The sequence below is a fragment of the Brevundimonas sp. genome (assembly GCF_046295775.1).
Classification (GTDB): domain Bacteria; phylum Pseudomonadota; class Alphaproteobacteria; order Caulobacterales; family Caulobacteraceae; genus Brevundimonas.
On the sequence record NZ_JBKBML010000004.1, the window covers coordinates 161,131 to 186,483 of the forward strand.

Annotated in this window: 26 protein-coding genes; 14 read left to right on the forward strand and 12 right to left on the reverse strand. The window is 69.0% G+C overall.

Annotated features, from left to right (window positions below; translation table 11 throughout):
* Positions 1-28 precede the first annotated feature (28 nt).
* Genes glpK through ACK4I0_RS04485 form a run of 3 tightly spaced genes read left to right on the forward strand, consistent with a single transcriptional unit; the run spans position 29 to position 3,581 of the window.
* Positions 29-1,534, forward strand: a complete 1,506-nt coding sequence (glpK, locus tag ACK4I0_RS04475) for a glycerol kinase GlpK (protein WP_409608398.1) — start codon at positions 29-31, stop codon at positions 1,532-1,534.
* On the forward strand, positions 1,531-2,607 hold the full coding sequence (locus tag ACK4I0_RS04480; RefSeq protein ID WP_409608400.1) for a phosphotransferase family protein: 1,077 nt from the start codon (positions 1,531-1,533) through the stop codon (positions 2,605-2,607). The genes glpK and ACK4I0_RS04480 overlap by 4 nt, the downstream gene beginning before the upstream one ends.
* Positions 2,604-3,581, forward strand: a complete 978-nt coding sequence (locus ACK4I0_RS04485) for an esterase-like activity of phytase family protein (protein WP_409608402.1) — start codon at positions 2,604-2,606, stop codon at positions 3,579-3,581. Before ACK4I0_RS04480 ends, ACK4I0_RS04485 begins: the two co-directional genes overlap by 4 nt.
* Here ACK4I0_RS04485 and ACK4I0_RS04490 read toward each other — a convergent pair.
* From ACK4I0_RS04490 to ACK4I0_RS04500, 3 genes are read right to left on the reverse strand one after another with little or no spacing between them, the layout of a single operon-like run.
* A complete protein-coding gene (locus ACK4I0_RS04490; protein ID WP_409608404.1) occupies positions 3,565-4,134 on the reverse strand; it encodes a demethoxyubiquinone hydroxylase family protein in 570 nt (189 codons plus the stop codon). The two genes, ACK4I0_RS04485 and ACK4I0_RS04490, sit on opposite strands and share 17 nt — an antisense overlap.
* The gene (locus ACK4I0_RS04495; protein ID WP_409608406.1) at positions 4,131-4,664 is read right to left on the reverse strand and encodes a disulfide bond formation protein B; all 534 of its coding nucleotides are present in this window, start codon (positions 4,662-4,664) and stop codon (positions 4,131-4,133) included. Before ACK4I0_RS04495 ends, ACK4I0_RS04490 begins: the two co-directional genes overlap by 4 nt.
* A 35-nt stretch (positions 4,665-4,699) precedes the next feature.
* Positions 4,700-5,275: a YqaA family protein gene (locus tag ACK4I0_RS04500; protein WP_409608408.1), complete on the reverse strand. Its 576-nt coding sequence runs from the start codon at positions 5,273-5,275 to the stop codon at positions 4,700-4,702.
* A 180-nt stretch (positions 5,276-5,455) separates the two neighbouring features.
* Between ACK4I0_RS04500 and hppD the strand changes: the two genes are divergently transcribed.
* The 7 genes from hppD (at position 5,456) to ACK4I0_RS04535 (ending at position 11,287) form a co-directional block, all read left to right on the forward strand.
* Positions 5,456-6,556, forward strand: a complete 1,101-nt coding sequence (gene hppD / locus ACK4I0_RS04505; protein WP_409608410.1) for a 4-hydroxyphenylpyruvate dioxygenase — start codon at positions 5,456-5,458, stop codon at positions 6,554-6,556.
* Positions 6,557-6,559: 3 nt separating this feature from the next.
* A complete protein-coding gene (locus tag ACK4I0_RS04510) occupies positions 6,560-6,736 on the forward strand; it encodes a hypothetical protein (RefSeq protein WP_409608412.1) in 177 nt (58 codons plus the stop codon).
* A gap of 28 nt (positions 6,737-6,764) precedes the next feature.
* Positions 6,765-7,826, forward strand: coding sequence for an isoaspartyl peptidase/L-asparaginase family protein (locus tag ACK4I0_RS04515; protein ID WP_409608414.1), 1,062 nt, complete (start codon positions 6,765-6,767; stop codon positions 7,824-7,826).
* Positions 7,823-8,293 (forward strand): methyltransferase family protein, encoded by a 471-nt coding sequence (locus ACK4I0_RS04520; RefSeq protein WP_409608416.1) that lies wholly within the window; start codon positions 7,823-7,825, stop codon positions 8,291-8,293. Before ACK4I0_RS04515 ends, ACK4I0_RS04520 begins: the two co-directional genes overlap by 4 nt.
* Entirely contained in the window at positions 8,284-8,568 is a 285-nt protein-coding gene (locus ACK4I0_RS04525; protein ID WP_409608418.1) for a hypothetical protein, read from the forward strand. Before ACK4I0_RS04520 ends, ACK4I0_RS04525 begins: the two co-directional genes overlap by 10 nt.
* A 19-nt stretch (positions 8,569-8,587) precedes the next feature.
* Complete coding sequence (locus tag ACK4I0_RS04530; RefSeq protein ID WP_409608420.1) at positions 8,588-10,240, forward strand: amidohydrolase; 1,653 nt, start codon at positions 8,588-8,590, stop codon at positions 10,238-10,240.
* A 75-nt stretch (positions 10,241-10,315) separates the two neighbouring features.
* Entirely contained in the window at positions 10,316-11,287 is a 972-nt protein-coding gene (locus ACK4I0_RS04535) for a complex I NDUFA9 subunit family protein (RefSeq protein WP_409608422.1), read from the forward strand.
* A gap of 114 nt (positions 11,288-11,401) precedes the next feature.
* On the opposite strand, the gene ACK4I0_RS04540 is transcribed toward ACK4I0_RS04535, so the two are convergent.
* Entirely contained in the window at positions 11,402-12,310 is a 909-nt protein-coding gene (locus ACK4I0_RS04540; protein WP_409608424.1) for a M28 family metallopeptidase, read from the reverse strand.
* A 41-nt stretch (positions 12,311-12,351) separates the two neighbouring features.
* A complete protein-coding gene (locus tag ACK4I0_RS04545; RefSeq protein ID WP_409608426.1) occupies positions 12,352-13,173 on the reverse strand; it encodes an ABC transporter permease in 822 nt (273 codons plus the stop codon).
* A gap of 191 nt (positions 13,174-13,364) precedes the next feature.
* Between ACK4I0_RS04545 and ACK4I0_RS04550 the strand changes: the two genes are divergently transcribed.
* A complete protein-coding gene (locus tag ACK4I0_RS04550; RefSeq protein ID WP_409608428.1) occupies positions 13,365-13,892 on the forward strand; it encodes a GcrA family cell cycle regulator in 528 nt (175 codons plus the stop codon).
* A gap of 183 nt (positions 13,893-14,075) precedes the next feature.
* On the opposite strand, the gene apaG is transcribed toward ACK4I0_RS04550, so the two are convergent.
* Positions 14,076-14,483 carry a Co2+/Mg2+ efflux protein ApaG gene (gene apaG / locus ACK4I0_RS04555; protein ID WP_409608430.1) on the reverse strand — a complete coding sequence of 136 codons (408 nt, stop codon included), beginning with the start codon at positions 14,481-14,483 and terminating at the stop codon, positions 14,076-14,078.
* A 105-nt stretch (positions 14,484-14,588) separates the two neighbouring features.
* Between apaG and ACK4I0_RS04560 the strand changes: the two genes are divergently transcribed.
* A complete protein-coding gene (locus tag ACK4I0_RS04560; protein ID WP_409608432.1) occupies positions 14,589-15,614 on the forward strand; it encodes a 2'-deoxycytidine 5'-triphosphate deaminase in 1,026 nt (341 codons plus the stop codon).
* Between the two features lie 10 nt (positions 15,615-15,624).
* Here the strand turns inward: ACK4I0_RS04560 and ACK4I0_RS04565 are convergent, their stop codons facing one another.
* From ACK4I0_RS04565 to hfaA, 6 genes are all read right to left on the reverse strand, one after another.
* The gene (locus tag ACK4I0_RS04565; RefSeq protein WP_409608434.1) at positions 15,625-16,740 is read right to left on the reverse strand and encodes an acyl-CoA dehydrogenase family protein; all 1,116 of its coding nucleotides are present in this window, start codon (positions 16,738-16,740) and stop codon (positions 15,625-15,627) included.
* A 4-nt stretch (positions 16,741-16,744) separates the two neighbouring features.
* Complete coding sequence (locus ACK4I0_RS04570) at positions 16,745-17,929, reverse strand: acyl-CoA dehydrogenase family protein (RefSeq protein ID WP_409608436.1); 1,185 nt, start codon at positions 17,927-17,929, stop codon at positions 16,745-16,747.
* Positions 17,930-18,004: 75 nt separating this feature from the next.
* Positions 18,005-20,881, reverse strand: a complete 2,877-nt coding sequence (locus ACK4I0_RS04575) for a M16 family metallopeptidase (RefSeq protein ID WP_409608438.1) — start codon at positions 20,879-20,881, stop codon at positions 18,005-18,007.
* A 142-nt stretch (positions 20,882-21,023) separates the two neighbouring features.
* Complete coding sequence (gene hfaD, locus ACK4I0_RS04580; protein ID WP_409608440.1) at positions 21,024-22,274, reverse strand: holdfast anchor protein HfaD; 1,251 nt, start codon at positions 22,272-22,274, stop codon at positions 21,024-21,026.
* Positions 22,201-23,205 carry a holdfast anchoring protein HfaB gene (gene hfaB, locus ACK4I0_RS04585; protein ID WP_409608442.1) on the reverse strand — a complete coding sequence of 335 codons (1,005 nt, stop codon included), beginning with the start codon at positions 23,203-23,205 and terminating at the stop codon, positions 22,201-22,203. Before hfaB ends, hfaD begins: the two co-directional genes overlap by 74 nt.
* On the reverse strand, positions 23,202-23,633 hold the full coding sequence (gene hfaA / locus ACK4I0_RS04590) for a holdfast anchoring protein HfaA (protein ID WP_409608444.1): 432 nt from the start codon (positions 23,631-23,633) through the stop codon (positions 23,202-23,204). Before hfaA ends, hfaB begins: the two co-directional genes overlap by 4 nt.
* 236 nt (positions 23,634-23,869) lie before the next feature.
* Here hfaA and ACK4I0_RS04595 point away from each other — a divergent pair, with 236 nt between their 5' ends.
* Both ACK4I0_RS04595 and ACK4I0_RS04600 read left to right on the forward strand, forming a co-directional pair.
* A complete protein-coding gene (locus tag ACK4I0_RS04595; protein ID WP_409608446.1) occupies positions 23,870-24,469 on the forward strand; it encodes a rhomboid family intramembrane serine protease in 600 nt (199 codons plus the stop codon).
* Positions 24,470-24,520: 51 nt separating this feature from the next.
* Complete coding sequence (locus ACK4I0_RS04600) at positions 24,521-24,949, forward strand: CBS domain-containing protein (RefSeq protein ID WP_409608448.1); 429 nt, start codon at positions 24,521-24,523, stop codon at positions 24,947-24,949.
* Positions 24,950-25,353 lie beyond the last annotated feature (404 nt).

Sequence of the window (25,353 nt, forward strand, 5' to 3'; positions counted from 1 at the left end):
GCGGCTGGGCTTTGCGTAAGGTGGCCGGATGTCCAACCTCATCCTCGCCATCGACCAGGGCACCACCTCGACGCGGGCCATCGCCTTCGAGGTCTCGCCGGATGGCGCCTTTGCGCCCGTCGCCGTCAGCCAGATCGAGTTGCAGCAGCACTTTCCGCGCTCGGGCTGGGTCGAGCATGACGCGGCCGAGATCTGGACCGCGACGCTGCAGACCTGTCGCGAGGCGATCCGCAAGGCCGGCGGCGTCGGCCGCTTCGCCGCCATCGGCATCACCAATCAGCGCGAGACCTCGGTCGTGTGGAATGCGGCCACGGGCGAGCCCCTGCACCGCGCCGTCGTGTGGCAGGACCGGCGCACCGCAGACGTCACCGCCCGCCTGGCCGCTGAGGGGCACGAGGCGGAGGTCCAGGCGGCGACGGGCCTGATCCTAGACCCCTATTTTTCGGCGTCCAAGTTCGCCTGGCTGCTGGGCGTCGTGCCCGGCGCGCGCGAGCGGGCCGAACGGGGCGAGGTGCGGCTGGGGACGATCGAAAGCTGGCTGATCTTCAAGCTGACGGGCGGCGACAGCCACGTCACCGACGCCACCAACGCCAGCCGCACCAGCCTGATGGACCTGCGCAGCCGTCAGTGGCGGCCGGACCTGTGCGAGCTGTTCGGCGTGCCGGTCCAGGCCCTGCCCGAGATTCGCGACTGCGACTCCCGGCTGGGCGAGACGGACGCCAGCCTGTTCGGTCGCGCCCTGCCGATCCACGGCGCGGCGGGGGATCAGCAGGCGGCCCTGGTGGGCCACGGCGCGCTGCAGCCCGGCGAGGCCAAGATCACATACGGCACGGGCGCCTTCCTGGTCGCCAATGTCGGGGCCGAGCCAGTGGCCTCGACCAGCCGGCTGCTGGGGACGCTGGCCTATGCGGCCGAGGGGCGGGTCGCCTATGCGCTGGAAGGGTCGATCTTCTCGGCCGGCTCGGCGATCCAGTGGCTGCGCGACGGGCTGAAGGTCATCTCCGAAAGCCGTCAGTCCGAGGCGATGGCGCAGTCGCTGGCGGACAATGGCGGCGTCTACCTCGTGCCGGGGTTCACCGGCCTGGGCGCGCCCTGGTGGGAACCGGAAGCGCGCGGAACCGTGATCGGCCTGACCCGCGATTCCGGCCCGGCGCACATGGTCCGGGCCGCGCTGGAGAGCCTGGCCTATCAGACCCGCGACCTTCTAGACGCCCTGGCCCGCGACGGGGCCCCCCGGCTGGAGACGCTGCGCGTGGATGGCGGGGTCACGGCCAACGCCTTCGCCATGCAGTTCGTGGCCGACATCTGTGAGGTGACGGTCGAGCGCCCGGCTTTCCAGGAGATGACGGCGCTGGGCGCGGCGCGCCTGGCCGCCTTCGGCTGCGGCCTGACTGACCGGCTGGCGACCCCGCCGTCCGAGGCGCCGGCGATCTGGCGGCCGAAAATGGATGACGAACAGCGCCAGGCTCTGCTGAAAGGCTGGCGCCGCGCCGTGCGGGCCGCCATCATCGCGGCCGGAGGAAATCCTGAATGACCGACGCCATCAGCGACCCCCAGGCCGCCTTCGCCGGCACGCGCGAGGTCGATCCCCGGTATCGCCTGGACGAGGCCGCGCTGGACGCGTGGATGGCGGCCCATGTCGAAGGCTACGCCGGCCCCCTGACGATCCGCCAGTTCAAGGGCGGCCAGTCCAACCCGACCTATGAGCTGACCACCCCTGGCCACGGCTATGTGCTTCGCCGCAAACCGCCGGGAACCCTGCTGCCCAGCGCGCACGCGGTGGACCGCGAGTTCAAGGTGATCTCCGCCTTGTCGGCCCAGGGGTTCCCCGTCGCGCGCCCCCACGCCCTCTGCACGGACGAGAGCGTGGTCGGCTCGATGTTCTACGTCATGGACAAGGTCGAAGGCCGGGTCTTCTGGGACCTGAAGCTGCCTGGCCTCGCGCCGGCCGAGCGCCGCGCCATCTATGAGGCGCAGACCGACACCCTGGCGCGTCTGCACGCCTTTGACCCCCAGGCCATCGGGCTGGGGGACTACGGCCCCCCCGGCAACTATTTCGCTCGCCAAGTCGGGCGCTGGACCAAGCAGTATCGCGCGTCAGAGATCGATCCAATCCCCGCCATGGACCGGCTGATCGAATTCCTGCCCGACACCCTGCCGCCCGAGGGACCGACGCGGGTGGTGCACGGCGACTTCCGCCTGGACAACATGATCATCGCGCCGGACCGGGCGCAGGTTCGCGCTGTTCTGGACTGGGAGCTTTCGACCCTGGGCGATCCGATGGCCGATCTTTCGTATCTGCTGATCGCCTGGGCCATTCCCGCCAGCCTGCGCAACGGTTTGGCCGGGGTGGACCTGACGGCGCTGGGCATTCCGTCGCTGGACGAGACGGTCGCCCGCTATGCCGAGGCCTCGGGCCTGCCGGTTCCGGCCAATGTCGACTGGCTTTTGGCCTATAACCTGTTCCGCCTGGCGGCCATTTGTCAGGGCATCGCCGGGCGGATGCGTGACGGCACCGCCGCCAGCAGCCACGCCCAGGCCATGGCCGCTCAGGTCAAGCCCCTGTCCGACGCCGCTCTTTCGTTTGCGATCAAGGCGGGCGCGTGATCCGTCGTCTCGCTATCGCCGTTGCGCTGGCCGCAGCCGTCGGTTCCTGCGCCACGCCCGTGCCCATGGCCACGCCCGACGGCTGGACCGGAGCCCAGGCTTCGACCCGCCCGATCTCGCTCGGCCTGCCGGGCGGCGCGGTGCTGGCGCGGGAGGTGAGCTTCGCGGGCGGGGTGCACGTCTCCACGCCGACAGGGTCGTCGCTGGCCAGCCTGTCGGACCTGAAGCTGACCGGCGAAGGCGGCTTCGTCACGGTCTCCGATGTGGGCGATCTGGTGCGCGGGCGGATCGTGCTGGACCGGCGGGGCCGGCTGACGGGTCTGCGCGACTGGTCGTTTCGTCGGCTGACTTTGACCGACGGGCGACCGATCACGGAAAAGACGGACGGCGACGCCGAGGGCCTGGCCTTTGCGCCCGACGGCGGCCTGCTGGTCAGCTTCGAGCGAGATCACCGCATCTGGAACTACGGTCCGTTGAACGCCCTGCGGGCCCGCCCGCTCCCGGCGCGCATGCCCGATGTCGTCTTCGCCGAGAACGACGGGATGGAAGGCCTGGCCGCTGCACCGCGCTTCGATGGCGGCGGCTGGCGCGTGACGGGCGAAAGCGGCGGCGTATGGGACTGTTCGCCCCGCCGCTGCGAACAGGTTCAGCCCTTGCCTGAGCCGCCCCTGGCCGACAGCGACTATCGCATCACCGGCATGGACCTGGACCCCGCAGGCGACGGCTGGTTCGTGGTCCAGCGGTCCTACGCCCCGCCGATCGACGCGCGGGCGCGTATCCGCCGCATGGCCGCCGACGGGACGCTGGGTCCGGTGCTGGTCGAGCTGAAGCTGCCCGGAACTACCGACAATTTCGAAGGTATAGCGGCCGAGACGCGCGACGGGGCGACGCGGCTCTATGTTCTCTCGGACGACAACTTCAATCCGCTGCAGCGGACCCTGATGCTGGCCTTCGACGTCAGACCTTCTCGCTGATTTTTATAGCCGTGCGGCAGCCGGCCTTGATGACGGCCGACAGCAGCCGATAGGCCGGCGCCTCGCGGCTGCCGTGCTCGATGGCGTGGTCGTGGTGAGCCAGCTCCTCCTCGCGGAACTTGGCCAGTTCGGCCGCCAGCGCAGGGTCGCGGTCCTTCAGCTCCTCGACCTGGTCGGCGTAGTGCTGCTCGATCACGCTCTCGACGGCTTCGGTGCAGGCGTGCGCCGCCTTCTCGCCCATCAGGGCGGTGCCGGCGCCCAGCGCCGTGGCCGCCAGCTTCCACACCGGCGTCATGGCCGTGGGGCGCACGCGGCGTTCGTTCAGCAGGGCCTCGAAGCGGTCCAGGTGAACCTGCTCGTGGCCCTCCATCTCGGTCAGATCGGTCGACACCGCCTCGCGGCCCTTGCGGCCTTCGAACACGGCGCGCTGGGCGCGATAGATATGGACGGCGGCGAACTCCCCGGCGTGATCCACGCGAAGGATTTCGGCCATGCGCGCCTTGGAGGCGCCGATGCCGGGGCGGGGCAGCGGAATGCGGCGAGCGTCGCTCATGAAGGCCTCCGGGCGTCCTTGGGCCGTTTGGCGGCCATCAGGCTGAACGCGGCCAGAGCGAAGGAGATCAACGCGTTCCAGCCGGCCATGCTCACGCCCAGCCAGCTCCAGGCCACGGCGTCGCAGCGCGGAATGGCCGGCGCGGGGCCGGTTCCCAGCGCGAGCGCCTGCAGGTCGCCCAGGCCCACCGGCCCGCCCGCGGCGGCGCAGGCGGCGGGCAGGTCCCACCAGCCGTACTCGCCGCCCGCGTGGAAGCCCGCAGTGATGGCGCCCGTGGCGAAGACGGCGGCCAAAAGGAAGGCGGCGATGCGCGGCGTGCCTCGGCTGGCGCGGCTGAACACGGCCCAGAAGGTCGCGGCGCCGGCGATGGCGGCGGCCGCCCAAAAGACCTCGCGCTGCTTGAGGCACAGATTGCAGGGAGCGAGACCGGCGAACTGTTCGAACGCGTGCGCGGCCCCGAGCATGACCAGGGAGGCGGCAAGCGCGAACGCCGTCCACCAGCGCGTGACAAGGCGATAAGTCCGTCTCATGCCAGCATCCTAGCTGCGCCCGAACGCCCCGTCGATCAGATGAAACGCACCGCCACGATGGCGCCGACCAGGACCACCACGAAGAGGATGGTCCAGAAGGCCAGCCGCTTCTCGATCACCTCCAGCATGGCGGGGCCGAACGTCTTCAGCACGAAGGCCACCAGGAAGAAGCGCGCGCCGCGCGTGATGACCGACAGCACGATAAACAGCGGCAGGCTGAAGCTGAAGATGCCCGCGGCGATGGTGATCAGCTTGTAGGGAATGGGCGTCAGCCCCTTGATCAGAATGACCCAGGCGCCGTGCTGCTGGAACAGTTCCTTGGAGGTCTCGAAACTGTCCGCCTTGCCCATCAGCGCCAGCAGCGACATTCCGACCGGCTCCAGGAAGTGGCCGATGGCGTAGCCCAACAGGCCGCCCAGCACCGACGCGATGGTGCAGACGGTGGCGTAGAAATAGGCCCGGTCCGGCCGCGCCAGCACCATGGGCGCCAGCATGACGTCCGGCGGGATTGGAAAGAAGCTGCTCTCCGCGAAGGAAATGGCGGCCAGCGACTTGGTCGCGTGGCGGTGACGGGCCAGGGAGAAGACCCAGTCGTACATCTTGCGAAGCATGCGGCGTTCCCGACGTTACGCCGGCGGTCTAGCAGGCCTGAACCGACCGCGCATCCATGACCTGCCCCCTGCGACGCCACGCAGCCGTGAACGGCGTCTGGCTTGGCTTGGCGGGCGTCGGACACTAGGTTCCGCCCCAACCGGCGGCCCGGACCGCCCAATGCATTCAGGAGACGCCCCATGCACGACGCGCCCCAATCGGAAGCCTCCGCCCGCCTGGACCGTGAAAACCCGCTCGGCGTGGACGGCTTCGAGTTCGTCGAGTTCACCGGCCCCGATCCGCAATCGATGAAGGAACGGCTGGAGCTGATGGGCTTCACTCACACCCACACCCGCCCCGACGGCGCGGTGATCCGGCTGAAGCAGGGCGACATCTCCTTCCTGGTGCACATGACGCCCCAGGGTCAGGCCGAGGAGTTCTCCAAGGACCACGGCCCTTCGGCCAACGGCATGGCCTTCCGAGTCGCCGACGCCAAGGCGGCCTATGAGGGCGCGGTCTCGCGTGGGGCCCAGCCGGCCGAAGGCTCGCAAGGCGGTGCGCTCGGCGACGGCGCCTATACGCTCGAGGGCATCGGCGGATCGCTGCTGTATCTGATCGACGACTACGGCTCGAAAGGCTCGCTGTATTCCGGCTGGACCGAGGTCGAAGGCTGGCAGGCCAAGGAGGCCGAAAACAGCGTCGGCCTGCACACCCTGGATCACCTGACCCACAATGTGCGGCGCGGCGAGATGCGCACCTGGTCGGGCTTCTACGGCGACGTCTTCGCCTTCGAGGAGCAGAAGTACTTCAACATCAAGGGCAAGGCGACCGGCCTGCTGTCCCAGGCGATGATCGCGCCCGACCGCGCCATCCGCATTCCGCTGAACGAAAGCCAGGACGAGAACTCTCAGATCGAGGAGTTCCTGCGTCGCTACAACGGCGAGGGCATCCAGCACATCGCGCTCGCCACCGACGACATCTTCGAGACCGTCGAAGAGATGAAGCGTCGCGGCATCCCCTTCCAGGACACGATCGACACCTATTTCGACCTGATCGACAAGCGCCTGCCGGGCCATGGCCACGACGTCGCCCGCATGCGCGAAAACCGCATCCTGATCGACGGTTCTGACGAAGACGGCCTGCTGCTGCAGATCTTCACCCAGGACACCTTCGGCCCGATCTTCTTCGAGATCATCCAGCGCAAGGGCAATCAGGCGTTCGGCGAGGGCAATTTCCAGGCTCTGTTCGACTCCATCGAGCTGGACCAGATCCGTCGCGGCGTCATCAAGGTCGACGCCTGATCCATGCCAAAGCCGCCGACCTGGCTGCCCTTCCTCGGCCCGCCGCTCGCCGGCGTGGCCGCAGGGATCGGCGGCCGCTACATCGAGGGCTTTCTGCCTTTGATCGCCCTTGCGGTGGTGGTGGGCTTTTTGCCCATCATCGCCTACCACCTGTGGAAGCGGGCGCATCATCGATCCTGAGCGCCCGAAGATCATTCGGGAGGGCGAGATGATGCGCATGGGAATGCTGGCCGTGGCCATGGCGGCTCTGGCGGGTGCGGTTAAGGCCCAAGAGGCGCCGCGCTGGTCTCTGGCCATCCACGGGGGCGCCGGCGTCATCGAGCGCGCCAACCTCAGTCCCGAACAGGATGCCGCCTATCGTGCGGCCCTGACGCGGGCGCTTGAGGCCGGATCGGCCGTGCTGCGTTCGGGCGGCGAGGCGCTGGATGCGATCCAGGCCGCCATCGAGATCATGGAGGACGACCCGCTGTTCAACGCGGGGCGCGGAGCCGTCTTCACCGCCGAGGGCAAGACCGAGCTGGACGCTGCCGTCATGAACGGCGCCGACCTGACCGCCGGCGCCGCGGCAGGCCTGACCCGCACGCGCCACCCGATCGCGGCGGCCCGCGCCATCATGGAACAGTCGCCCCACGTCATGTTGATCGGCGAGGGCGCCGACGCCTTCTCCGCCTCGGTGGGGCTCGAGCAGGTCGATCCTGCCTTCTTCTTTACCGAGCGGCGCTGGCAGGGGCTGGAGCGCCAGCTGCGCGAGCGCGGCGATCCGATCCCTACGCGGCCGGAAGGTGCGTCGGCGGCCGGTCAGGGCCTGGCGAGCCTGCCGCAGCCGCCGCTGAACGAGCGCAAGTTCGGCACCGTCGGCGCCGTGGCGCTGGACCAGTCGGGCAATCTGGCGGCCGGCACCTCGACCGGCGGCATGTCGGGCAAGCGCTGGGGCCGGGTCGGCGATGTGCCGGTGATCGGCGCGGGCACCTACGCCTCCAACACGGACGGCTGCGCGGTCTCGGCCACGGGCGACGGCGAGTATTTCATCCGCGCCACCGTGGCGCGCGACATCTGCGCCCGCATGGCCTCGGGCGCATCGGGCCAGGTCGCCGGCCAGGCAGAGGTGGACGAGGCCCTGGCGCTGGGCGGTTCGGGCGGGGTCATCGTCATGAGCCGCGACGGCCAGCCCGCCTACGCCATGACCACCTCGGGCATGTATCGGGGCGCGGCGTCATCGTCCGAGCCCGCGCGCGTCGCCATCTACGCCGACGAGGACGCCCGGCCTTGAGCACGCGCGACACGCCCGGCGTCATCGCGCCGCCGCCCCTGATCTTTCTAGGTTTCCTGCTGGCTGGCTGGGGGCTGGGCGAACTGGTCAACCCGCCCGGCCTGGGACTGGAGCCGACATTCAGGCGCGGCTTGGCCTTCGCCTTGGTGATCGGCGGCCTCGTCACCGAGTGGGCGGCGGTGGCGGGTCTGCGTCGGCTCGGCACGCCAGCCGAGCCGTGGAAACCGACCACGGCCCTGGCGACCGGCGGCCTTTACGGCCTGAGCCGTAATCCGATCTATCTCGGCTTCACCCTGATCTATCTGGGGTTCAGCACAGCCATGGACAGCCCGATCGCCCTGGCCCTCATCCTGCCGTGCCTGATCGTCATCGACCAGCTCGTGATTGTCCGCGAAGAAGTCTATCTGGCGCGCAAGTTCGGTCCCGCCTGGACCGAATACGCCCAGAAGGTCCGCCGATGGCTGTGATCCCGCCCCCTGCGAACGCGGACGACGAACTGTCCGCCATGGCCATCGAAGAGCTGGACGCCGCCTGCGCCCTGCCGTGGCCCGACATCCGCCAGATCACGCCTTGGGGCGACAGTTTCACCGGCTTCGCCCCCTCGGGCCGCGAGGTCGAGATCGAGCGCCGCTACCTGTGGGCTCACGCGCCTGAAGGCGCCGTGGCCGTCGAGATCGAGGTCCGCGACCCGACCGCCCGCACCGGCGCCGAGGCCCGCGCTCTGCTGACCGGCGCGGATTGAGAGTTTCGAGGAGACCGCCATGCGCCTAACCCTGTTCGCTTCTTTCATCGCCCTCGCCCTGCCGTCGGGCGCCCTGGCCCAGGACCTGCTGATCCGCGGCGGGACCATCCATACCGGCGTCGACGGCCAGGCCCCCGCCGAGGCGGTCCTGGTGCGCGACGGGCGCATCGCCTTCGTCGGCCACCTCGCGGATGTGCCGGACGCCACGGGCGTCCAGGTGGTCGAGCTGAACGGCGCCGCCCTATTTCCCGGCTTTACCGACGGCCACGCCCATCTGGACGGGATCGGCTGGCGCGAAATGACGCTGAACCTTGAAGGCTCGGCCTCAGTGGCCGAGGCCATGGCCCGGCTGTCAGCCTGGGCCCAGGCGCATCCCGAGGGCGTCATTGCCGGGCGCGGCTGGATCGAGACACACTGGCCGGAAGGCCGCTTTCTGACCGCCGCCGACCTGGACGCGGCGGCGCCGGGCCGGATCGTGCTGCTGGGCCGGGCAGACGGCCATGCGGTCGTAGTGTCCAGCGCCGCCCTGGCGGCCGCGAACATCGACGGCGACACCCAGCCCCCTTCAGGCGGCGAAATCCTGAAGGACGCGCAGGGCCGGCCCACGGGAATGCTGGTCGACGCGGCGGAGCAGCTTGTCGCGGACCTGATGCCTCAAGCCGACGAGGCCGCAACGCGCACCGCCTATGGCGAGGGCTTCAAGGTCTATGCCCGATACGGCTGGACAGGCGTGCACTTCATGTCCGCGCCCTGGAAGGACATTCCGCTGCTGGAAGCCATGGCCGAGGCCGGCCAGGCGCCGCTGCGGCTCTACAACAGCGTCACACCCGATGGCGCTCGGGCGCTGTTCGCGTCTGGCCCGCGCAGCGTGGCTGACGGACGGGTCATAACCCGGGCGGTGAAGTTCTACGCCGACGGGGCGCTGGGATCGCGCGGCGCGGCCCTGTTTGACCCCTACGCCGACCAGCCGGGCACGCGAGGCCTGATGCAGACCACCGAGGCCGAGGCCGTGCCTCTGTACGAGGCCGCGCTGCGCTCCGGCATCCAGATCGCCACCCACGCCATCGGCGACCGGGGCAATCGCGAGGTGGTGGACTGGTACGCCCGCGCCATGACCGAGACGCCGCGCGGCGAGTGGAAGGCCGCCGATCCGCGCTGGCGCATCGAGCACGCCCAGATCCTGCGCCCCGGCGACTATCACTGGTTCCACGACCTGCCGATCGTGGCCTCCATGCAGCCCAGCCACGCCATCGGCGACCTGCACTTCGCCCCCGCCCGCCTGGGCGACGCGCGGCTGGACGGCGCCTATGCCTGGAAGAGCCTGTCGGATCGCGGCGTCGTGGTGGTCGGCGGCTCTGACGCGCCGGTCGAGCGGGGCGATCCGCTGATCGAGTTCTACGCCGCCGTCGCCCGGCGCGACCTGCAGGGCTTCCAAGGGCCCGACTGGCGGCCTCAGGAGGCGGTGTCGCGCGAGACGGCGCTCAAGATGTTCACCCTGTGGCCGGCCTGGGCCTCGTTCCGCGAGGACGAGCTGGGCACGATCGAGCCGGGCAAGCGCGCCGACTTCACCGCCTTCGACATCGACCTGATGACCGTGCTCGAGGCCGACATCCCGAAGGGCAAGGCGGTGCTGACGGTTGTGGACGGCGAAATCGTGTTCGACGGACGTTGAGGCCGCGCGTTGCGGCCGTGCGCCGCTTCGTCTAATCCGACGCTCGATTTCCGCCGCCTGTTTGGGGAGCGCCCGATGGCTCAGTTTGGTCCGCGTCTGGTCACCGTCTTCGGCGGTTCGGGCTTCATCGGCTCGCAGGCCGTGTGCGCCCTGGCGCGTCGGGGCTGGCGCGTGCGGGTGGCGGTGCGCAAGCCGACCACCGCCAACGAGCTTCAGCCGCTGGGCGACGTCGGCCAAATCCAGCTGATGCGCTGCGACATCGGCAACCCCCAGGACGTGTCGCGCGCTGTCGCCGGCGCTGACGCCGTGGTCAATCTGGTCGGCGTGCTGTTCGAGAACGGCAAGCGGTCCTTCGACGCCATGCACGTGGACGCGGCGCGGTCGGCGGCCGAGGCGGCCAAGGCCGCGGGCGTTACCCGGTTCGTGCAGATGTCGGCCATCGGCGCCGATGAGGACAGCCCCGCCGCCTACGGCCGCTCCAAGGCCGGAGGCGAGGCCGCCGTGCGCGCCGTCTATCCCGACGCCGTGATCCTGCGTCCGTCGATCGTCTTCGGCGCCGGCGACGACTTCCTGAACCGCTTTGCTTCGATGGCCAGCCTGGCGCCGGCCCTGCCGCTGATCGGCGGCGGCCAGACCCGGTTCCAGCCGGTCTATGTCGGCGACGTGGCCGAAGCCATCGCCCGCGCCGTGGTCGAGCCCGCTGCGGCCGGCCGCACCTTCGAAATGGGCGGCCCGGCCGTCCTGACGTTCGAAGAGGTGCTGAAGCTGATCCTGCGCGAGACCAACCGCACGCGCGGCCTGATCCCGCTGCCCTTCCCGGTCGCCCGCGCCATGGGTTCGGCGATGCAGATGACGGCCCTGTTTGGCATCGCTCCGCCGCTGACCCGCGATCAGGTGCTGATGCTGGAGCGCGACAACGTCGTGGCCGACGGCGCGGAGGGTCTGGCCGAGCTGGGCCTGCAGCCCACTGGCCTGGAGGCCATCGCGCCGTCGTATCTGTGGCGCTACCGCAAGGGCGGGCAGTTCGCTGAAAAGCCCGCCCTCTAAGTCGTTCTAATCTCCGTCTCCCCGGCGAAAGCCGGGGTCTAGGAGGTTGAGCGCAAAGGTCCAGAATGTTGCCCTGGGCCCCGGCTTTCGCCGGGGAGACGGGGCATCGTGAAATCAGCGGGCTGCGATCTCGCGGTCCAGCTTTTCGATCAGGGCCGCATAGGTTTCGGCTGCCCGCGCCACCGTGGCCGGCTCGACGGCCTCCATCGTGTCCTCGGCCGAGTGGATCACCCGGAAGACCTGAGGTGTGAAGCCTTCGGCCAGGCCGTTGTTCTCGCCGCCATTGAAGGCCAGCCACATCTGGTGGGCGCCGACCTCGTCCTGGAAACCCAGCGACACCACCGGCGCGCCGGCCGCAGTGAAGGCCCGGTCGTCGGACGGCGGATAGATGGGGAAGCCCACGCACTGCATCGCCCGCTCGGCGCACAGCTCCTGGACCGCGCGCGTGACGAAGGCCGAGGGCGCCCCGCTGTTCTGGCCGTACATCATCGTGTCGCCATAGGCGGCGACGTCGGAGTTCACCACCGCCGCGACATTGGCGATCCCGTGCGCCTCGATCCACATGCGCGCGCCCACCAGGCCCAGCTCCTCCTGATCGAACAGGATGACCCGCACGCGGTGGTTCAGGGCCTTGTCCTTGAGCAGGCGCGCCGCCTCGATGACGCCGACGACCGAGGCCGCATTGTCGACCACCCCATGGGCCAGAGAGCCGTCGCGCAGCTTCGCCGCGTCATAGTGGGCGGTGATCAGGATTTCCTTTGCGCCCTCGGGGCCGAAGACGGCGACGACGTTGCGACCCTCCATCGGCCCGGTCTGGCGGCCCCCGCCCTCGAAGGTCTCGACCACGGGCTCGAAGCCTGCGGCGCGCAGCTGCTCGACCACGACCTGGGTACGGGCCTCGTTCGTCGGCAGCACATAGGCGGCGACGGCGGCGCGCAGGGTTTCAGGCGAAGCCGTTTGAGCCGATGCCGACTGAGCGGCGAGCATCAGGGCGGCGACAGCGCCGAGCGTGCGGAACATCATGGGTAAGGCCCCTCCAAAGGTCAGGGGCCTTGGCTAGCCGATCAGCTCTTGAGCCGCCAGCCCGACCGGAACACCGCCCAGCAGGCCCAGCCCATGATCAGCGTCAGACCCAGGCTCATGGCCATGCCGATCACGACCGAGCCCTCCGCATGGCCGATGAAACCGGCGCGGAAGCCGTCGATCAGGTAGAAGAAGGGATTGAACCGGCTGAGCGTCGAGAAGGGCTCCGGCAGGTTGTCGACCAGATAGAAGGCCCCCGACAGGAAGGTCATGGGCAGGACGACGAAGTTCTGAACCGCCGCCAGCTGGTCGAACTTTTCGGCCCAAAGTCCCGCCATCACGCCGATCATGCCCATCAGCAGGGACGCGATCAGGCCGTAGAACAGGATCAGACCCAGGTTTGCGACACCCATCCGGGCGAAGGGCAGGACGCAGATCGCCGTCACCAGGCCGACCGCCACGCCGCGCGTCGCAGCCCCCAGGGTGAAACCCAGCGTCAGCTCCAGCGGGCTGAGCGGCGGGGTCAGGAAGTCCGTCGACGTGCCCATGATCTTGGCCTGGATCAGGCTGGACGAGGAGTTGGCGAAGGCGTTGTTCAGGATCGCCATCATGATCAGGCCCGGCGCCACGAACTCGGCGAAGGGCGTGCCGTGCAGCGGCGGCCGCGCGCCCTGCAACGCCACCACGAAGACCAGCATATAGAGCAGGGTCGTGACCACCGGCGCCGCCACCGTCTGGGCGCCGACCTTCCAGAAGCGCCGCACCTCGCGCAGATACAGGGTCTGCACCCCGACCCAGTTGATCCCGTCGTAACGGCGGGGCTGAGGCAGGCCGGAAGGGCGGGTCGAGGCGAGATCGGTCATGGCGCCGCAGATGAGCCCTTCGGAAGCTGTGCGCAAGTTCGTCCCGAAACGAATCAACATCTGGTTTCTGTGGACAGCGCAATTCGCACATATTGCGCTCTTTAAGGTCTGCTTTACGATTAGTGGTGGGTCGAGCCTCTCGGAGGAAGGGCTCGCACCAAATGTTGAATCACCACCCGGAGGGCAGGCCCATGACCGCAGGCTGGACTGAAGACCGCGTCGGCGCGCTGAAGAAGCTGTGGCTTGAAGGCCAATCGGCCAGCCAGATCGCCAAACAGCTGGGCGGCGGCGTCACCCGCAACGCCGTGATCGGCAAGGTGCACCGGCTGGGTCTGTCGGGCCGCGCCGCGCCGTCGCAGCCGGCTCGCGCCACCTTCAAGACCGCCCGTCCCCGTCCGGCCGCCCCCGCTCCGACCCAGGCGCCGTCCGCCCCGCGCCGCATCGAGGCCGTGCAGCCCCGCGCCGCCCAACCCGTGGCCCCGACGCCGGCCCAGGCCCCGGAACTGCCCGGCACCGCCACTGTGCTGACGCTGGGCGCCCACATGTGCAAATGGCCGATCGGCGACCCGTCCTCGCGCGAGTTCAGCTTCTGCGGCCGTCGCGCCTCGGAAGGCGTTTATTGCGTCGAGCACGCCCGCGTCGCCTACCAGCCCCAGGTCCGCAAGGGCGCCAAGGACGGCGCCTCGGACCTGGCCCGCAGCCTGCGGCGGTATATCTAAGCGCGCTACGTTCGCGACGCGGTCGCTCACGACTTGAGCGCCGCGTCGTCATTTGCGTGACACGAACGCCCCCTATGGGGCCGCCTTCCTACTCGCCGGTCCGCGCAAGCGGCCGGCGAGACTCCAGGGGGCGGGGCTGCGGTTATCCGGGTTGACGCAGCCCCGACCTGCCGGACCTTCCAATCAATTCAGCAGCCGCTTCGGGTCCGGCACGTCCAGGCTGAAGGCCGGAATCTGCGCTTCGAAGGCGCGGCCGCGGTCGTCGGTCATGTAATAGGCGCCGACCATGGTCCCTGACGCCGTGCCCAAGGGACAGCCCGAGGCGTAGGCATAGGCCTCGCCCGGCGCGATCACGGGCTGCTCGCCCACTACGCCGGGCCCACGCACCTCCTCCACGTGGCCGGTCGCGTCGGTGATGGTCCAGCGCCGCGCCATCAGCTGCACCGGGCCTGTGGTCAGGTTCACGATCTCGACCTGATAGGCCCAGACCCAGCGACCGCCGTCCGGGTCGGACTGGCCCGCCAGATAGCTGGGGCGAACGCGCACCACGATTCCGTCGGTTTCGGCGCTATAGGCAGGAGCATCATGCATGGGCTATAGGCTGACCCCGCCGGGCTTCAGGCGCAAGCGCGACCGCTTGTCTTCGACGCCCATTCTCGACCGCCGGGCGGGGCGACGCGTACGAGACAGGACGGCATGAACCCTATCGACCTTTCCGACCGCACGGGCATCCTGCCGTGCCAGTCGATCGAAGTCCTGATCGCCGGCGGCGCGATCGCCACCGACACGTCGTTTGATTTCGACCAGGTGCAGCCGGCCAGCCTGGACCTGCGCCTGTCCGATCAGGCGTGGCGCGTGCGCGCGTCCTTCCTGCCCGGTCAGCGTCTGGTGGCCGACCGCATCGCCGACGTGGCCATGCACGCCATCGATCTGTCGGGCGGCTATGTGCTGGAGAAGGGCTGCGTCTATATCGCCCGTCTGCAAGAGCGGCTGAGCCTGCCGCCCGGCCTGATCGCCCGCGCCAATCCCAAGAGCTCGACCGGCCGCGTCGACGTCTTCGTGCGCCTGCTGACCGACCGCGGCGCCAGCTTCGACGACGTGGCCGCGGGCTATGAGGGGCCGCTGTATCTCGAGATCGCGCCTCAGACCTTCTCCATCCTGGTGCGGCCGGGCACGCGGCTCAACCAACTGCGCCTCAAGGCCGGCGAGCCGCCGAAGCTCGAGACCCGCTCGGTCGGCGTCGACCTGCAGGGCGGCGACATCGTCGGCTTCCGCGGCCGCCGCCACGCCGGGGTGGTCGATCTGGACCACATCGACGGCCACGATCCGCGCGACTTCTGGGAGCCGCTGAGCCTGCGTCGCGGCGAGCTGCTGCTGGATCCGGGCGAGTTCTACATTCTGGCGTCGTCCGACGATGTCGAGATCCCGGTGAATCAGGCCGCCGAGATGACCCCGATCGATCCGTCGGTCGGCGAGTTCCGGGTCCACTACGCCGGCTTCTTCGACCCGGGCTTCGGCACCGACGAGGCCCACGGCGCGGGCTCAAAGGGCGTGCTGGAGGTCCGCACCCACGACACGCCCTTCCTGCTGGAGCACGGCCAGATCGTGGCGCGGCTGGTCTACGAGCCCCTGACCGAGCGGCCGACCCGCCTGTACGGCGAAGGCGGCAGCCACTACCAGCGCCAGGGTCTGAAGCTGTCGAAGCACTTCAAGCCCTGGTGATCCGGGCGGCCTAGAACCCCTGGGCGCGGGCCAGGCGTTCGGCGTGGAAGTGGGCGTCGCCCAGCAGTTCGTTCAGGACCCGCACGCGCTTCATGAACAGGCCGACGTCGAACTCGTCGGTCATGCCGACACCGCCGTGCATCTGCACCGCCTCCTGAACCGCCAGTTCGGCGACGCGGCCGGCCTTGGCCTTGGCGACCGAGGCGGCCAGAGAGGCGTCCTCGCGCCCGGCGTCGATGGCCTGAAGCGCGGCCAGGGTCGCCGCCTTGGCCAGCTCGAGCTCGGTGAACAGGTGGGCGGCGCGGTGCTGCAGGGCCTGGAACTCGCCAATCAGCTTTCCGAACTGCTTGCGGGTGCGCAGATACTCCAGCGTCACCTTGAAGGCCTGATCGCCGGCGCCGACCAGGGTCGAGGCGGCGCAGGCGCGGCCCAGCGACAGCGCGTTGTCCAGAACCGCCTCGCCGCCGCCGACTGCGCCGACCACGGCGCCGGCGTCGACCTCGACGCCCGACAGGGTCACCCGCGCGGCGTTGTGGGCGTCGACCATGACCGTCCGCTTGCGGTACACGCCCGCCATCGCCGGATCGACCAGAAAGAGCGTCAGCCCTTCGTCCGCCTGAGCTGCGACGATCAGAGCGTCGGCGACATGGCCGTCCAGGACGAAGCTCTTGGTCCCGTCCAGGCGGAAGCCGTTGCCCGACCGCTCGGCTCGCGCGGCGATGCGGGCCGGCGCGTGCTTGGGGCCTTCATCCACGGCCAGGGCGACGATGGCCTCGCCGGCTGCGATCCTGCCCAGCCATTGCCGCTGGCTCTCGTCGCCGGTCTTGAGCACCGTGGCCGACAGAACCGCCGATCCGAAAAAGGGGGAGGGCGTCAGGGTGCGGCCCAGGCTCTCGGCGATCACGCCCGCCTCCACTGCACCCAGGCCCAGCCCGCCGTCGGCCTCGTCGATCAGCGGGCCGGCGAAACCCATCTCGCCGAACGACCGCCACAGGTCACGCGACACACCGTCGGGATCGCGTTCGTCACGCAGTTTGCGCAGGTGGGCGATGGGGGCGTTGTCGTTCAGAAAGCCGTCGGCGGCTTCCTGAAGCATCGTCTGTTCTTCCGTCAGGATCAGGGGCATGGGCTCAGGCTCCCGGCAGCTGAAGCAGGTGTTTGGCGATGATGTTCAGCTGAACCTCTGACGTGCCGCCTTCGATGGAGTTGGCCTTGGTGCGCAGCCAGTCGCGGGCGGCCTGGCCGTCCTTGGACCGCTCGCCCTCCCACTCCAGCGCCTCCGATCCGCCGGCCGCCATGACCAGTTCGTGGCGCCGCTTGTTCAGCTCCGAGCCGTAGTATTTCAGCATGGAGGCCATGGCCGGGTGCGCCTGTTTGGCCTTCACCTGGTCGCCGACGCGCTCCATGGCCAGACGGAAGGCGGCGGCGTCGATGTCCAGTTCGGCGATCCGGGCCCGCAGCATGGGCTCGTCCAGGCGGCCGGCCTCGTCCAGACCGACGCTTTCAGCCGCGACCTGGCCCAGCGGGCGGCCAACGCCTGCGTCGCCCATGGCGCCGATCATCGTGCGTTCGTGCGCCAGCAGGTGTTTGGCGACGTCCCAGCCGCGGTTCAGCGTGCCGACCAGATTCTCCTTCTCGACCCGCACGTCGTCGAAGAAGGTTTCGCAGAAGGGCGACTTGCCGCTGATCAGGGTGATCGGGCGGGTGGTCACGCCGGGCGTGGCCATGTCGAACAGCACGAACGAGATGCCCAGGTGTTTCGGCGCTTCCGCGTCCGTCCGCACCAGGCAGAAGATCCAGTCGGCCTTGTCGGCGTAGGAGGTCCAGATCTTCTGGCCGTTGACGATCCAGTGATCCCCGCGATCTTCGGCGCGGGTCTGGATGGCGGCGAGGTCCGAGCCAGCGCCGGGTTCGGAATAGCCCTGGCACCAGCGGATTTCGCCCCGCACGATCTCGGGCAGGAAGCGCTTCTTCTGCTCTTCCGAGCCAAAGGCCAGAAGCGCGGGGCCCAGCATCCAGACGCCGAAGCTGTAGAGTGGAGGCTGAGCCTGGATGCGGCGCATCTCGGACGCCAGAACCTTGGCCTCTTCGCGGCTCAGCCCGCCGCCGCCGTACTCGGCCGGCCATTCCGGCGCGGTCCAGCCGCGCTCAGCCATGCGGTCCAGCCAGACCTTGTGCGCAGGCGTGGGAAAGACGGCGTTTCGCCCGCCCCAAACCATGTCAGCCTCGCCCTTCAGAGGGCCTCGGCATTCGGGCGGGCAGTTGGCTTCAAGCCAGGCGCGGGTTTCGGTGCGGAAGGCATCCAGATCGCTCATGAGCTGACGCTAGAGCGTTTTGAATAAGGACGTAAAGCCCCCTCCGCTCAGGCGAAGGGGGCTTTGAGGCGGACCTCAGTTTGCGGCTTCGGCGGTTACCGTCGCGCGCCAGGCGGTTTCCGGACGCAGGTACTTCTGCGCCAAGGCTTGCAGGTCCGCAGCGTTCACCGCTTCCAGGTCGGCGACGTGGCTGCGGATGTCATCGACCGAGGCGGGCTTGCGGTGCAGGCCCGACAGCTGCCCCAGCCAATAGCCGTTGTCGGCCTGCTGACGACGAAGCTGCTCGACCGCCGGGCGGCGGGCGCGGTTCAGCTCGTCTTCGCTGATCGGATTGTCGCGCAGATCGGCCGCGATCGTGTCCAAGGCTTCATGCAGGCGCGCGATATCGTCGGGCTTCACCTCGGCGACGGCAGAGATAGAGCCGTAACCTCTGAACACGCTCGACGATGAGGCGCTGGAGCTGGGCGAATAGGCGATCGCCAGCTTCTCGCGGATTTCCTCGTTCAGCCGCAGCTGTAGGACGTCCGACAGGATGGAGAGCTGGCGCGCCTCGGTGCGGTCATCGACCGAGTCAGTGGTCGGCCAGGCGACATAGGCCAGGGCCTGATCGGCCTGGCCCGTATGGGTCAGGCGCACCGGCTCTGAAGTCGGCGCGGGGAAGCGGCGCTGGTCGGAGCCGGGCAGGGGCGCTGCCAGTTCGGGACGCGCGGGCAGGGCGCCGAAGGTCTTGGCCACGGCATCGACGGCGGCGTCGACGGTCACATCACCGACGACGGTGATGTCGATTGGGCCGGTCGAGGTTCCGGCCAGCACGCCGGCGCGCAGATCCTCGATGGTCATGGCCGCCACTTCCTCGACGGTCGGGGTGGCGTCTCGCTTGTCGCCGCTGGCCAGAAGCTCGCCGGCGCGCAGGCCGAAGGCGCCGCCCGGCGTGGATCCGGCCTGAGCCAGGATCTGCGGGAACAGCGACTTGATCTGCTGGAACGGCGCGGCGCGCAGGCCCGGATCGGTCAGGCTGGCGGTCAGAATTTGCATCTGCAGCTCCAGGTCCTCGGGGCGCGTGGCGCCGGAGAAGCTGTAGGCGTCGGTCCCCTGGCTGACGCCGCGGCTGAAGATGCGGCCGGCCAGGACGCGGTTCATCTCGTCGACCGTCAGCTTGCCCAGGCCGCCGGGCGCCATGACGGCGTCGGCCAGGGAGGCGGCGGTGACGCGATCGGTCGGCAGGCCCATCTCGCCGACCCCGGTCTGCACGTTGATGAGGATCTGCTGGTCTCGGAAGTCAGTCGGCTTGACGATCAGGCGCACGCCGTTGGGGAAGCTGACCTGGGTCACGCCGAGGTCGGCGATCTCGCTGCGCGGGCCGGCGACGCCGGCCGTCCCGAAGTCGGCGTAGGGCCATTCCAGGGCGGCTTGGGCAGCCGGGGCCGCGACCGTTGTTTCACGCGAGGCGTTCAGGGCGTCGGTGACGGCCTGTTCGCCGCCCTCGACGGCGACGGGCGAGGTGAACAGCACCAGCGGGCCCTGACCGGCGAAGACTTCGCGCGCGGCGGCGGTGACTTGATCGGCGGTCAGGCCTTCGACGGCGCGGTTGAACAGGGCCAGGTTCTCCGCCGGGGTGGTGAATACGCGGTCGTCATTGACCGCGCCCAGCAGGGCGTTGGCCAGGGCGGGCGTCGAGCGCGTGGCGGCCGAGGCGACGGCGGTCTCCAGACCGGCGCGGTTGGCGGTGATCTCACGATCCAGCTCGGCCTGGGTCACGCCGTACTGGACCAGGCGGCGCTGCTCCTGTTCGGCGCGCTCCAGAGCCGGCCGCCATTCCCCCGGATTGAAGCTGACGCCCAGAACGCCGATGTCCAGGCTGTTGAAGAGCTGCTGATAGCTGCCGCCGGCGCCGAGGAACGGCGGATTGTCCGCGCGTGCGATCTCGCCCAGACGGCGGTTCAGCACGGCCAGGCCCAGGCTGCGGCGGATGCTCTGCAAGCGCTTCTCAGCCGTGTCGGGGCTGAGGTCGGGGTTCTTGATCCAGTTCAACTGGATCGAGGACTGTACGCCGGGCTCCACCTGAATGGCGGTTTCAGGCTCGCGTGGCTGCACGGCGCCCAGATCGGGCTCAGGGCCGTCGGCGGCTTTTGCGGTCCAGTCGGCGAAGGTCGAGCGGACCTTGGCCTCCATGGCGTCGACGTCGAAGTCGCCGGCCATGATCAGGGTGGCGCGCGACGGACGATAGTAGGCGTCATAGAATTCGACGAAGCGTTCGCGTGGCGCGTTGCGGATCACTTCCAGGTCGCCGATCGGCAGGCGCTGCGACAGGCGCTGGCCGGGGGCCAGAAGACCGAGCTGAGCCTTGAGCACGCGGAGCTGCGGGGTGTTGCGCGTGCGCTCCTCGCCGACGATCACGCCGCGCTCGGCGTCGATTGCCGCGCCGTCCATGAGGGCGTCGCCCATCATTTCGCGCAGGATGGTCAGGCTGGTGTCGACGGTCTCTTCATTGGTGTTGGGCAGTTCGAGCAGATAGGCGGTCTGCTCGAAGCTGGTGAAGGCGTTGGCGTCGGCGCCGAAGGCCAGGCCGAGACGCTCCAGGATGCGCAGCATCTCGGTCTCGGGAATGTTCTTGGTGCCGTTGAACACCATGTGCTCGGCGAAGTGGGCCAGACCCAGCTGTTCCTCGTTCTCCATCAGCGAGCCGGCGTCGATGCGCAGACGGATCGACGCCTGGCCGGGCGGGGTGGCGTTGCGCATCAGGGCGTAGCGCATCCCGTTGGGCAACTGGCCGAAACGCACGGCCGGGTCGGCCGGCACGTCGCTGGCGGCCTGGGCCCAGGGGGAGGAGGGCTGGAGTTCTTGAGCCACGACGGCGGCTGGGGCTTCAGCAAGAGCGGGCGCGCCCAGGCCAACCGAAACCAGGACCGCGCCCGAAGCGGCGGCCAGAAGAAGACGACGTGCGGATTTCATTTTCAGAGACTCCGGCCCGGCATTCGGGCGCATCAGGATCGATAATGACGCGACCCTGTCGCCGCGCCCCCAACCTGCAACCTCGGCGGGCGAACGGCGTGTCTCAAGTTACCGATCTGTAATGCGGCGATTGGCCCAGCGCCTACTGTCCGCCTGGACGCGCGACGTAGAAGGTCGCCGCATTGCCTGTGGCGTTGGCCCCGACCACGGTGTTGCGCCCCGAGACGCCTACCGTAGCCGTCGCGCGCGCGCTGACGTCACCCTGATTGACCTGACTGTTGGTGGCGTTGACCTGTCCGCCGCAATCGGAACAGGCGTAGCCGGTCACCGAATTGCCGACGGCGTCGGCGCCGACATAGGCGTCATAGCCGCGGCCGCCCTGGAACTGGGTCACCACATCCACGCCGCCGGTGTTGAACTGGCTGTTCTCGATCTCGACGAAGATGTCGTTGTTGCCGACCGTCACTTCGTTGCCCGCGCCCTGAGCGTGAGCCGTGGCCGAGCCGTAGTCATAGGCCGTCACCGTCGCCGCCGAGCGGACGTAGGAGTCGTTGGTCTGGTCGACATAGGCCAGCTGGGAGCCGCCTTGGTTGGTGTTGTGCACGCGGTTGCCGGCGGCGCGGGCGCGCGCGGCGATGTCCCAGGCGTTGCCGGCGTTCATGCTGGAATCGGCTTCGACCACCTGGCCGGCGGAATACTGGCCGATGGTCAGGTTCTGATGCGAGGTCGAGCCGGTTGTCGTGGTCACGGCGTTGCCGACCGCCTGAGCGTAGCCCTCGGCTTGGCCGGGCACGTATTGTCCCGCCAGGCGCACCGACGAACGGACGTCGCCCTCGGCGCGCTGATCGACCGAGCCGAGCACCTGCGCCGCCGAGCCGCCCATAGTGGCGTTGTTTCCAAAGGCGTGGGCCTGCAGGTCGCCGCCCCCGATCAGACGCGCGTCCTCGCGCGTCACCAGGGTGCGGGCGGTCACGTCGCCTGAGGTCAGCTGTTCGGCCGCGACATCGGCGCGGGCGCTGTAAACGCCCATCGACAGTTCCGCGCCTTGCGCCTGGGTCACAGCGGTGACACGACCCTCGGTGTGGCCGCGCAGGGTGAGCGTGGTGTCAGCCGAAACGTCGCCGCGCGTCTCCTGCGTCGAAGTCAGGTCGATGTTCTGGCCTTCAGCGGCGCCTGACAGCGAAACCCCGCGGGCATTGCTGGCAGTCGTCACCTGCTCGGACACATCGACCACGTCCAGCGTCACCCCGGAGACGACGTCGCCGAGCTGCAGCTGGTTATTCAGGACGATGACGCCGCCCTGACTTTGCGCGGACGCCTCAGTAGCGAGTGCGGCGCACAGCGCCGTCGCGGCGATCGTGCCAGCGAGACGGGTCGGCGCGGGTCTGGCCATTGTTCACATCCGTATTGGGGTAGGCGGGATAATAGCCGCCGGTGGGGCCATAGGTGTCGCGCAGCGGCTCATTGGCCGTGTCCAGGCAGATTTCGGGGCCGGGAGCGCCGTACAGGTTGGCCATGAACTCGACGGAGGCGCGTTCGACCATGGCGCGCACGGCCAACTGCGTCGGCTCCATGGCGCTGCCGCCGGCCGAAATGTCGAAGACGTTGCCATTCAGGAAGTCGAACACGCCCGCCGAGATCTCTCGGCCGACGATCTGCTTCTGATAGGAGATCACGTCCACCACCTCGAGCGTTGTGGTCTGCACCAGACGCAGGTCCATGGCGACGTTCATGACGAACACCTTGGCCTGGATCAGGCCAGAGCCGGGACGGTTGGTGTCGATCTCGCCCATGCCGGCGTCGAAGCCGCCCGAGCGGATGTTGTAGTTCACCTCGGTGATGCCGCCAACGACGTAGAAGTCGGAGCCCGGAACCTGGCCCGCTAGGATGCGGCGGTACTGCTGGTCCGACGGACCGCCGGGGCCTTCGTCGCCGATCAGCTTGTTATTGGCGTAGCGCAGCTCAAGCTCCGACACCGAGGTGTCGTAACGCTCGACGAGGCGCGCGCCCGACTTGGCCAGGGCGGTGGACGCCATCAGCGAGGCGCCGCCGGTGATCTGGCGGCCGCCGTCGGCCGAAACCGTGCCGGTGTAGTCGCTGATCCGCCCGACCGCGATGCGCGGCGAGGGCAGGTTGTAGCGGCGCGCATAGTCGGCCAGGCAGTACAGCGCGGTCGAATACGGCGTCGGGTTCGCCGTCACCGGCGCATTGCCGATGGGCGAGGCGTACTGGCCCGACGGACCCGCCGTCGTGCTGACGCAGCCGGAGACCATCAGGGCCGCGCAGGCGGCGACGCCCGCCAGGCGGGTGGAGCGAGCGATCATGGAAGCCTCAGGTTTCCGTTCAGCGACGTGCCGGCCGTGACATTACCGGTATTGGTCTGATTGGAGTTCACGATGACGGTGTTGTTGTTGCCCTGAACGATGACGTTCAGATTGTTGCCGATGGCGGTGGAGCCGCCGATGGTGGTCGAGCCGCCCTGGCCCGAACCGGAATAGGACGAGCCCACGCCGCCGGTGGCGCGCGAATAGCTGGAGGCGCCGCTCTGGATGATGCCGTCGACGATCAGGCGGTTGTTGTTGGCGTCGCGGGTCGAGCCGGTGGCCGGACGCGCTGTTGTATAGCGCGCGGCGCCGTATCCCGCTTGGAACTGCGCCGCGCCTGAAGAGCCGGCCGACTGGGCGGACGCTGCGGCGGGCAGGGTCACGCAGGCGGCGGCGACGGTCGCGAACAGTATGGCTGTGCGGGTCATGGACTCTCCGGCGACGCGAATTCGTTGATCAGGCGTAAAGCAACACGCGTGCCAATCTGACGACCACACCTTAAGAACCGCTTGAGATCAGGCGCTTTGGCCCGCATCTGTGCCTCATGCCCTGGTCAGAGAGCCGATTCGAACCGTCCGCGCCGCCGCCTGCGCCTCCCGAGCCGCCGCGCCGATCCGAGCCGATTCTGAACGCTCCTGTCCTGCCTCTGCTGATCGCCCTGTCGATGGCCGCTCTCTATATGGGACAGACCCGTCTGCCGGATCAGGGGCTGGCCTGGGCGTTCCGGCCGGTGGATCTGATCGATGGCCACTGGGTGACGCTGTTCACCTCCATGCTGCTGCATGGGGGGTGGGCCCATGTCGCGATGAATGCAGTGGCGGCTCTGGCCTTCGGCGCGCCGGTTGCGCGGCTGCTGGGCCAGGACGCGCGTGGCGGTCTCGCCTTTCTATTCTTCTATGTGATGTGCGGTGTTGTCGCCGCCTTGGGCTACGGGCTGGTGCATTGGGGCGGACCGGAGTCCGTCGTCGGGGCCTCGGGTGCCGTCTTTGGCCTGATCGGCGCGGCGGTTCGCCTCTTGGCGACGCCCGGGCGGCTGTCGCCCCTTCTGGATCGACGCGCCCTGGGTGCGGCGGCCGCGTGGATGGCGGTCAATCTGATCGTCGGCCTGATCGGCTTCATGCCCGGCGCGGGCGGCGCGCGCATCGCCTGGGAGGCGCACGCTGTCGGCTTCATCGCTGGATATCTGACGATCGGGCTGCTCTGCCGGCTGATCGGCCGGGGCGGATTTGATTCCCGCGCCCGTCTGGGCGATCCTGAGACCTGACAGCGGCCCCGTCCGCGCGGCCGCTCTCCATAGAACAGGGAAGGCGCCGCCATGCTCGTATCCGAGATACTAAAGGACAAGGGCGGCGAGGTGTTCACCGTCGCCCCCGACCTCGGCCTGGCGGAAGCCTGCGCGGAGCTGGATCGTCGACGCATCGGCGCCTTGGTGGTGTGTGACGGCGACAGGGTCGTAGGCGTGATCTCGGAGCGCGACGTGACCCGTGCCGTTGGGCGCGACGGGGCTGACGGACTGGTGAGGCCGGTCTCCCACTATATGTCGAAGGACGTGGTCTTCGCCGCGCCGTCAGAGACGGTCGCCGTCCTGATGGAGCGAATGACCGACCGACGCATCCGCCACTTGCCGGTGCTTCGCGAGCAGCGGCTGGCCGGCGTGGTGTCGATCGGGGACCTGGTGAAGCACCAGATCGCCGAGGCCCGATTGGAAGCCGACAGTCTGCGGACCTACATCGCGGCGGGCTGAAACCTACAGCGCGCGCGGAAGGCCAAAGGTCGTCGAGCACTGCTCCGCGAGAAACTTCGCCGAAACGTCAAAAAGGCGTTGCAGACAAATCGGGCCCTACGTATACGGCCGCCTCGCTCGGCGACGGGCTGGCCCTCGGGGCTGCGGAGGTTCTCTGAACTTCCCGGTTTCGGCGGAAACGCGGACGAAAAAGTCCTTGCTTTCGCAGAACGGTCCGACTAGTCTCCGCGCTCCAATCGAATCGTCGGATTGATTGAGGGAAGGCCCTCCGGCCTCGCTCCCGACGGTTTTTTGCGGCTTGTGAAGCTTCGGTTTCGTGATCTGCGGAAAGGCTGAAAAGCCCGGTTGACACTGAGATTGGCTTTCCCTAGATAGCCGCCTCCGCCGCAGCCGGGCGTAAAACG

Coding starts and splice junctions, on each gene's coding strand:
- glpK (WP_409608398.1), top strand. CDS start 29: ATGTCCAACCTCATCCTCGCCATCGACCAGGGCACCACCTCGACGCGG.
- ACK4I0_RS04480 (WP_409608400.1), top strand. CDS start 1,531: ATGACCGACGCCATCAGCGACCCCCAGGCCGCCTTCGCCGGCACGCGC.
- ACK4I0_RS04490 (WP_409608404.1), bottom strand. CDS start 4,134: ATGAGCGACGCTCGCCGCATTCCGCTGCCCCGCCCCGGCATCGGCGCC.
- ACK4I0_RS04495 (WP_409608406.1), bottom strand. CDS start 4,664: ATGAGACGGACTTATCGCCTTGTCACGCGCTGGTGGACGGCGTTCGCG.
- ACK4I0_RS04500 (WP_409608408.1), bottom strand. CDS start 5,275: ATGCTTCGCAAGATGTACGACTGGGTCTTCTCCCTGGCCCGTCACCGC.
- hppD (WP_409608410.1), top strand. CDS start 5,456: ATGCACGACGCGCCCCAATCGGAAGCCTCCGCCCGCCTGGACCGTGAA.
- ACK4I0_RS04510 (WP_409608412.1), top strand. CDS start 6,560: ATGCCAAAGCCGCCGACCTGGCTGCCCTTCCTCGGCCCGCCGCTCGCC.
- ACK4I0_RS04515 (WP_409608414.1), top strand. CDS start 6,765: ATGATGCGCATGGGAATGCTGGCCGTGGCCATGGCGGCTCTGGCGGGT.
- ACK4I0_RS04525 (WP_409608418.1), top strand. CDS start 8,284: ATGGCTGTGATCCCGCCCCCTGCGAACGCGGACGACGAACTGTCCGCC.
- ACK4I0_RS04530 (WP_409608420.1), top strand. CDS start 8,588: ATGCGCCTAACCCTGTTCGCTTCTTTCATCGCCCTCGCCCTGCCGTCG.
- ACK4I0_RS04535 (WP_409608422.1), top strand. CDS start 10,316: ATGGCTCAGTTTGGTCCGCGTCTGGTCACCGTCTTCGGCGGTTCGGGC.
- ACK4I0_RS04540 (WP_409608424.1), bottom strand. CDS start 12,310: ATGATGTTCCGCACGCTCGGCGCTGTCGCCGCCCTGATGCTCGCCGCT.
- ACK4I0_RS04545 (WP_409608426.1), bottom strand. CDS start 13,173: ATGACCGATCTCGCCTCGACCCGCCCTTCCGGCCTGCCTCAGCCCCGC.
- ACK4I0_RS04550 (WP_409608428.1), top strand. CDS start 13,365: ATGACCGCAGGCTGGACTGAAGACCGCGTCGGCGCGCTGAAGAAGCTG.
- apaG (WP_409608430.1), bottom strand. CDS start 14,483: ATGCATGATGCTCCTGCCTATAGCGCCGAAACCGACGGAATCGTGGTG.
- ACK4I0_RS04560 (WP_409608432.1), top strand. CDS start 14,589: ATGAACCCTATCGACCTTTCCGACCGCACGGGCATCCTGCCGTGCCAG.
- ACK4I0_RS04565 (WP_409608434.1), bottom strand. CDS start 16,740: ATGCCCCTGATCCTGACGGAAGAACAGACGATGCTTCAGGAAGCCGCC.
- ACK4I0_RS04570 (WP_409608436.1), bottom strand. CDS start 17,929: ATGAGCGATCTGGATGCCTTCCGCACCGAAACCCGCGCCTGGCTTGAA.
- ACK4I0_RS04575 (WP_409608438.1), bottom strand. CDS start 20,881: ATGAAATCCGCACGTCGTCTTCTTCTGGCCGCCGCTTCGGGCGCGGTC.
- hfaD (WP_409608440.1), bottom strand. CDS start 22,274: ATGGCCAGACCCGCGCCGACCCGTCTCGCTGGCACGATCGCCGCGACG.
- hfaB (WP_409608442.1), bottom strand. CDS start 23,205: ATGATCGCTCGCTCCACCCGCCTGGCGGGCGTCGCCGCCTGCGCGGCC.
- hfaA (WP_409608444.1), bottom strand. CDS start 23,633: ATGACCCGCACAGCCATACTGTTCGCGACCGTCGCCGCCGCCTGCGTG.
- ACK4I0_RS04595 (WP_409608446.1), top strand. CDS start 23,870: ATGGCCGCTCTCTATATGGGACAGACCCGTCTGCCGGATCAGGGGCTG.
- ACK4I0_RS04600 (WP_409608448.1), top strand. CDS start 24,521: ATGCTCGTATCCGAGATACTAAAGGACAAGGGCGGCGAGGTGTTCACC.